The organism is Bradyrhizobium sp. AC87j1, from assembly GCF_002936975.1.
Lineage (GTDB): Bacteria > Pseudomonadota > Alphaproteobacteria > Rhizobiales > Xanthobacteraceae > Bradyrhizobium > Bradyrhizobium shewense.
Genome location: NZ_PTFE01000029.1, coordinates 73,918 through 81,286, shown reverse-complemented (window position 1 = coordinate 81,286; position 7,369 = coordinate 73,918). Strand labels below are relative to the sequence as shown.

Below are 7,369 nucleotides of genomic sequence, written 5' to 3'. Positions count from 1 at the left end.
ATCCCGTCCCCGTCGGCCGGCAACGCCGCGCTCGATCTCGGCTCGAATTTCCTGGAGCGGCTCGGCAACCGGGCATCGAACGGTTTCGACCGGGCGTTCCGGACCAATCCCAGCGGCGGCGGCGCGTCGGCCAGCACCGAGGATCCGCGCTACCGCACCTGGTTCGAGGGCTACGGCATCTCGGTCCGGACCGATGCGCAAGGCGACTTCGTCGGCGACCGGCGCAAGACGGTTGGCGGCGTCGCGGGCTTCGGCGCGCGCGTGGCCCCGGGCGTCAATCTCGGCTTCTCCGTCGACCAGAGCCACACCGACGTCGACGTGCCGCTGGCGCTGCAGTCGGCCACGCTCGACCTGACGCAAATCGGCTTCAACGGCTCGGTGGACAAGGGGCCTTGGACCTGGGCCTTTGCTGTGGTGCACGGCTTCGGCAAGGTCCGTTCCAGCCGCGACACCGGCCTTGGCCTTGCGACCGCGGGCTATCGCGCCGCGGTCGACGGCGCGCTGACCGAGATCAGCTATTACTGGACCAAGGACCAGATGCGCATCGTGCCCAAGGGCGCGCTGGAATATGTGCGCGCCACCAGCGCGGCGTTCCAGGAGGCCGGCGGCCTCGACCCGCTCAACGTTGGTTCGACGGCGCTCTCACGCGCACGCATCATGATCGGGGCCGAGATCGGCCGCTACTTCATCATCGACCAGAAGATCCTGGACCTGTCAGCCTACGGCAAGTTCGTCGACAATTTCCACCAGGACCTGGGATCCGTCCAGGTCAGCCTCGGCGCTCAGAACATCGTCGTTCCCGGCATCGGTGAGAGCCGTTACGGCGTGGATGCCGGTGCCTCGGCTTCGCTGAGCCTGACCAGCGTGGCGCGGCTCTACGTCAATTACGACGGCAAGTTCCGCAACGAGCTGACCTCGCACCAGGGCACGGTCGGCTTCGAATATCGCTGGTAGGCGCAGCCTCCTAGGTCGGCGTCGCCGCGACATATCCCGTCAATCCAAAACCCTCGCGCGCCGCCGTCATCATCGGCACCAGCGCGTTCGGATGGATGAACTCGTCGCGGAAGCAGGGATGGGTCTTGGGATCAAAGATCTTCTTCAGCCAATCGACCACGATCTTGTGCCGCTCGGAGGTGCGGAATTCCCGGTGATAGGTGAGCCAGAGATCGGCGTGGTGGCTGACGCCGAGATCGACGGCGATCAGCGGCGCGCCGAGCGCGATCGAGACCGTCGGCAGGAAGCCGAGGCCGGCGCCGCGCTCGACGGCGTAGAGCACGCCGACCGAGGAATTGGTCTTGATCCCGACGATGCCCTCGAGCGACTTCAGTCCGAGCACGCGCGCGTAGGCGCCGTCGTCGACCTGCGGCGCGCTCTGCTTGATGATGCGGTGGTTCTTCAGGTCGGCCAGCGTCGCCGGCACGCCGTAGAGATTTTCGTACTCCTTGGAGACGAAGGGATAGATGTGCAGACGGCCGAGCTTGGCGACGATCAGATCCGGATTGGTCGGCGGCTCGAGCTGGATCGCGATGTCCGATTCAAGCCGTGCGACGTCGGCCTGCTCCATCGCGCAGCGCAGATCGACGGTGATCTTGCGGTAGGTCTTCTGGAAGTCGATCAGGCGCGGCAGGATCCAGAAATTGCCCGGGCCTTCCGTCACCGCGACGCGTACGGTGCCTGAGGTGTCGTTCGACGACCGCGAGGCGCGCCGGAAGACGTTGAAGGCATGACGCTCCATATGCGCAACGTCGGCGATCATCGCGGTGCCTTCATCGCTGAGCGTGAGCCCGCTCTGGTCGCGCAGGAACAGCTTGCAGCCGATGCTCTCTTCGAGCCGGTCGACCCGGCGCATCAGGGTCGTGGAGGTGAGCCCGAGCTCCTCGGCGGCATTGCGAAAACTTTTATATTTTGCGCACGCTAAAAACAGTTTCAAATCGTCCCAGGACGCGCCCAGGGCTTCTTCACGGTGCTGCATCATAGCAGCACCCCGGTGCAATAACTGCTGCATACTCCTGATCCCCAGCCGCTAAGCTCATTGGCATAGCGGGCACGAAAGCTCCGGACGATAGAGGCGCGATATGGCTATGGAAAGAGGCTCGTTTGCCGCAAGGCATGATTTCGATGCCTTGCCGCTGAGCCCGGATGTGGATGTCCGCTGCGCGCAATTTTCCGAAATTGCCGCGCTTTCGCAGATGGCGCAACGGCTGGTGCCGGGCGTGCGGATCGGGACAGCCGAGCTTGCGCATTACTTCACGTTCGATCCCCAGAGCATCCTGACGTTCCGCCGGAAGGGCGATCTCGTCGGCGGCATGGCTTTCCTGTTTCTCAATGACCGCGGGCACGATGCGCTGCTGCTCGACGAGATCTGCCTCACCGCGCCCGAGACGCGCTATCTCGCTTCCGCGAACGAAGAGGTCGCTGCCATCTACATCTGGGCGATCGCGGCGACGGGACGCGGTATCGCCGGTCTCGGCAGGGCTGCAGCACATCTGCGACAGCTAAGGTTTCGCAGCGCCGATTGCTATGCGCAGCCGTCAACGGTGGCCGGACGCGATATCATGAAGGCGACCGGCTTTGCGCCGGTCCCGAGCTTCCAGCCCGACCTCTGGTGCTACGAGCGGCCCTGGCATCGGCAGCCGATGCGGATGCCAGGCGCGATCATCCAAGCAAGGAGTTTTGCAGATGCACGGTACTAGGATTCCTGTCGCCAAGCCCTGTTCCCGCGCCATCACCATCCGCCTTGCGCGCGATCCAAGCGATCTCATGCTGGTCACTGCCATTCGCTCGGCGGTCTATCTCGCCGAGCAGGATTGTCCGTTCGAGGAGGAGTTCGACGGCAACGACATGGTCGCGGCCCATTTCATCGGCTTCGTCGGCAACGAGCCCGCAGGCTGCCTGCGGGTGCGCTTCTTCGGCGATTTCGCCAAGGTGGAGCGGCTCGCGGTGCGTCATCAATACCGGCGCTCGCGCGTCTCGTTCAAGCTGGTGCAGGCCAGCGTCGACTATGTGAAGCGCAAGGGCTTTCGCAAGATCTATGGCCAGGCACAGGACAGACTGGTCGATTTCTGGGCCCATTTCGGCGCCAAGCCGCTCGGCCACAATCGCAAGGTCACGTTCTCGGATTTTTCCTACACGGAAATGCTGCTGGAGATCGAGCCGGGCCCGGACGCGATCACGCTGGACAGCGATCCCTACGTGATCATCCGACCCGAAGGCGATTGGGACCGGCCGGGCGTGCTCGACGCTTCGGCGGGGCGGGCGGTGACCTCACCGCTGCGGGACCTCGCGCTCGCCGACCGTTGAAACTGGTGCAGCTCTGCGCAAGACAATGCTGGCTTCCATCCACGATGATCCGCCGATCCTGGTCTGCGCGGATCTCCAGGTCGAATATCTGACCCCTGGGCGCCGCCACGTCGTCCTCGACGGCGACGCCGTCACTGCGCGCTGCCTGGAACTCCTGACCTTGTGGCGGGGCAATCTCTGGCCGGTGATGCATCTGAAGCGGATCGCGCAAGCGGCGTGGTTCAATCCGGCATCAAGGCTGACCGATTGGATCGCAGAGACCAAGCCGCGGCCGGGAGAGATGACGTTCGACCATCCGCTGCCGTCGGCCTACAGCTCGTCGCGGTTTGTGGACTACATGTCCAATATCCGCACTGTGCGCTGCATTCTGATCGGTTTTTCCCTGGACGAGACCATTCTGGCCACCGCTGCCGAAGGGTTTCACCGCAGCCATCGCTACCAAATCGTCGCCGACGCCGTGGCTTGCCGGCAGCCGGGTACGGGCGATGCCGCCGCCTATAAGCATGCGGTAGTGAATGTCATCGGGAATTTTGCTACAATCCAGTCCAGCGCCGAACTGATCAGAACCAGCGGCGCCGTTGCGGTGTAGGCGGCCGCGACCGGCGGATGGGGTGAGAGATTGTCACGGGGAGACGAGCTCAAGGAGCTGGCGAGCGATCTGTCGCGTGCGACCGAGAGGGCGCGCGGGCTTGGTTTGCCGACGACGGTCTATCTGCTCTCGATGGCGCTGGTGGAGGTGAGGGAAGCCGCTGCCGGCACTGACGACGGGCATGACGACGACGCGGCATGAGAGCTGCTCCACGTGTTGCTTCGCCATGAGGGGATTTGTCACGTGCGGCAATGTCACGGGCAGCTTTTTCGCGTGCATCTTTGTGCATCGCTGCTGAGCGCTTGCTGCCGACGAATTGGCGTTGCAAGTTCTGCGCTGTCGCAATAGCCAAGGTACTTGATCATCGAGTGATGACGCCGGCTATGCCTGCGACGTGACGCTTTCAAGGATCTCCGCAAATGTCCATGCTGCCCAATTCGCAAGAGGCCCGGGATGTAGCCTATCAGCTGCATCCCTACACCAACGCGCGCACCCATCAGCAGGCAGGTCCCCTGGTGATCGAGCGCGGAGAGGGTCCTTACGTCTTCGATGCATCGGGCAAGCGCTATTTCGAGGCGATGGCCGGCCTGTGGAGCGTTGGGCTGGGCTTCAACGAGAAGCGGCTGGTCGAGGCCGCGCACAAGCAGATGCAGGCGCTGCCGTTCTATCACACGTTCTCCGCCAAATCGCACGGGCCCTCGATCGACCTTGCCGAGAAGCTGGTCGCGCTCGCGCCTGTGCCGATGAGCAAGGTGTTCTTCACCAATTCCGGTTCGGAAGCCAACGACACCGTCCTCAAGCTGATCGCCTATCGCTCCAACACGCTCGGCCAGCCCCAGCGCAAGAAGGTGATTAGCCGGATGCGCGCCTATCACGGCGTCACTATTGCCTCGGCCAGTCTCACCGGCCTGCCGAACAACCACCGCTCGTTCGACCTGCCGCTGCCGAACATCCTGCACACGGGCTCGCCGCATTTCTACAAGGACGGCGCGCCCGGCGAGAGCGAGGAAGCGTTTGCGACGCGCCGGGCCGAGGAGCTCGACGCGCTGATTCAGAAGGAAGGGCCCGATACGATCGCGGCGTTCTTCGGCGAGCCGGTGATGGGCGCGGGCGGCGTCATCGTGCCGCCGGCGACCTATTGGGACAAGATTCAGGCAGTCCTGAACAAGTACGACATCCTGCTCGTCGCCGACGAGGTGATCTGCGGCTTCGGCCGCACCGGCAAGATGTTCGGCTGCGAGACCTACGGCATCAAGCCTGACGTGCTCGTGGTCTCCAAGCAGATCACCTCGAGCTATTTCCCGTTCTCGGCGATCATCATGAACGACCGCATGTTCGAGCCGATCGCGGACGAGAGCAACAAGATCGGCGTGCTCGGCCACGGCTTCACGGCGGGCGGTCATCCCGTCGGATCGGCGGTTGCGCTGGAAAACCTCAGGATCATCGAGGAGCGCGGCCTGGTCGCGCATGCTGCCGAGCTCGGCGCTTACATGCAGGGCAGACTGCGCGAGCTCACCAGCCATCCGCTGGTCGGCGAGGTTCGCGGCGTCGGCATGATCGCGGCGATCGAGCTCGTGCTCGACAAGGGACGCAAGACCGCAGCGGCGACGCCGGGCGCCGTCGGCGGCATCGCCAGCCGCATGCTCCAGGAGCGCGGCGTGATCTCGCGCAACATGCTGGACGCCATCGCCATCTGCCCGCCGCTGATCGTCACCAAGGCGCAGATCGACGACCTCGCCGCCGCCATTTCGAGCGTGCTGAATGACATGAAGGCGGAAGTGGCCAAGCTCACGCCGGCGTAATGGGGGGATCGGCGTGGCCGGAGCAGCCGGCCACACCCTCAGGTGTCGTCCTGGCGAAAGCCAGGACCCATAACCACAGCGGTGTGACGAAGATTAGTCGTTCGGTACTGCTACCGATCGCAACGATAGATTCCGCGGTATGGGTCCTGGCTTTCGCCAGGACGACATTGGGGCCTACGCCCGCTGCACGCCGATCACGCGGCCCTTCTCGATCGCCAGCGCCAGCTCGCCGCGCTTGAGCTTCAAGGCGGCATCGCCGAACAGCTCGCGGCGCCAGCCGCGCAAGGCGGGGACGTCGGCTTCGTCGTCGGCCGCGATCTCTTCGAGATCGTCGACGGTGGCGATCACCTTGCTCGCCACCGCATGCCGCTCCGCGGTCATGCGCAGCAGCACCTTCAACAGCTCGACGATCGCCGCGCCATTGTTGTTGTTGCGCGGCTTCTCCAGCTTCGGCAGCGTCGAAAAATCCCGCGCCAGCCCGCGCTCGACCGCGGCGACGATGTCCGCGCCCCATTTGGACTTCTCGAAGCCCTTCGGCACCGAGCGCAGATGGGCGAGCTTTTCCAGCGTGTTCGGCGCGTGGGTCGCGATATCGCTGATGGCCTCGTCGCGCAGCACGCGGCCGCGCGGCACGTCGCGGCTCTGCGCCTCCTGCTCGCGCCAGGCGGCGACCTCCATCAGGACCGCGAGATCCTTCGGCTTGCGCACCCGCGTCTTGAGCCGCTCCCAGGCGCGCTCGGGGTGGAAATCGTAGGTCCGGGGGGAGGTCAGGACCTCCATCTCGATGGAGACCCATTCGCTGCGCCGGCGCTTCTTGAGGTCGGCATCGAGCGCTGCGAACACGTCGCGCAAATGCGTGACGTCGGACACGGCGTAATGCATCTGCTCCTTGGTCAGCGGCCGGCGCGACCAGTCGGTGAAGCGGTGGGTCTTGTCGGGGCGGTGGCCGGTGACTTTCTCGACCAGCGCGTCGTAGGCGATGCTGTCGCCGTACCCCAGCACCATCGCGGCAACCTGGGTGTCGAACACCGGATGCGGGATGATGTTGGCCTGATGCCAGATGATCTCGATGTCCTGACGGGCGGCGTGGAAGACCTTCAGCACGGCCTCGTTGGCCATCAGCTCGAAGAACGGCTTGAGGTCGATCCCCTCGGCCAGGGTATCGACGACGACGGCTTCCTCGGCGCTGGCCATCTGCACCACGCATAGCAGCGGGTAGTAGGTGGTCTCGCGCAGGAACTCGGTATCGACGGTAATAACGGGGTGCTTGGCCAGCCGGCTGCAGGCAGCCGCGAGGTCAGCGGTGGTGGTAATCAAATCCATGAACGGCCCATGACACTTGATATCAGCCGTTCTGCCGAAAGTGCTGTGATGTCAAGGGGCTCGATGCGAATTCGAGCCTTGCTTTGGGCCGGAATCGCTTCTTCCGACAAAAATCCTATTCGTAGCGGACCCGGTGCGAGGATTTGCGGGCGCAGGGCAACGCCACCACGACCACGCACATGGCGACCAATGCCAATCCCAGGAACTCGAAAACCAACAAATCCACGGCAAATTCCCCCGACAGAACCGTTAGACTTGTCGGGGGTGCATTGAGGGTCTGTTAATTCCAATGGTTACCGGCGGCGGAATGGTGGACGAGGGGTTAATGAAGCGATGCTGCCGGGGGACTAGGCCC

8 protein-coding genes are annotated in these 7,369 nt (G+C 64.1%); 6 read left to right on the top strand and 2 right to left on the bottom strand.

Annotation, left to right across the window (positions count from 1 at the left end):
• The gene (locus CV770_RS17365; RefSeq protein WP_104463162.1) at positions 1-954 is read left to right on the top strand and encodes an autotransporter outer membrane beta-barrel domain-containing protein; all 954 of its coding nucleotides are present in this window, start codon (positions 1-3) and stop codon (positions 952-954) included.
• A gap of 10 nt (positions 955-964) precedes the next feature.
• Here CV770_RS17365 and CV770_RS17360 read toward each other — a convergent pair whose 3' ends face one another.
• Positions 965-2,005, bottom strand: a complete 1,041-nt coding sequence (locus CV770_RS17360) for a LysR family transcriptional regulator (protein WP_104463161.1) — start codon at positions 2,003-2,005, stop codon at positions 965-967.
• Positions 2,006-2,075: 70 nt separating this feature from the next.
• Between CV770_RS17360 and CV770_RS17355 the strand changes: the two genes are divergently transcribed.
• From CV770_RS17355 to CV770_RS17340, 5 genes are all read left to right on the top strand, one after another.
• Positions 2,076-2,693, top strand: coding sequence for a hypothetical protein (locus tag CV770_RS17355; protein ID WP_201759901.1), 618 nt, complete (start codon positions 2,076-2,078; stop codon positions 2,691-2,693).
• Entirely contained in the window at positions 2,680-3,300 is a 621-nt protein-coding gene (locus CV770_RS17350) for a GNAT family N-acetyltransferase (protein ID WP_028144981.1), read from the top strand. The genes CV770_RS17355 and CV770_RS17350 overlap by 14 nt, the downstream gene beginning before the upstream one ends.
• A gap of 25 nt (positions 3,301-3,325) precedes the next feature.
• On the top strand, positions 3,326-3,889 hold the full coding sequence (locus CV770_RS17345) for an isochorismatase family protein (RefSeq protein ID WP_091955051.1): 564 nt from the start codon (positions 3,326-3,328) through the stop codon (positions 3,887-3,889).
• Between the two features lie 30 nt (positions 3,890-3,919).
• Complete coding sequence (locus tag CV770_RS42630; RefSeq protein WP_201759900.1) at positions 3,920-4,090, top strand: hypothetical protein; 171 nt, start codon at positions 3,920-3,922, stop codon at positions 4,088-4,090.
• Between the two features lie 218 nt (positions 4,091-4,308).
• A complete protein-coding gene (locus tag CV770_RS17340) occupies positions 4,309-5,691 on the top strand; it encodes an aspartate aminotransferase family protein (RefSeq protein ID WP_104463159.1) in 1,383 nt (460 codons plus the stop codon).
• Between the two features lie 174 nt (positions 5,692-5,865).
• Here CV770_RS17340 and rnd read toward each other — a convergent pair whose 3' ends face one another.
• Positions 5,866-7,014 carry a ribonuclease D gene (gene rnd / locus CV770_RS17330; RefSeq protein WP_038972944.1) on the bottom strand — a complete coding sequence of 383 codons (1,149 nt, stop codon included), beginning with the start codon at positions 7,012-7,014 and terminating at the stop codon, positions 5,866-5,868.
• Positions 7,015-7,369 lie beyond the last annotated feature (355 nt).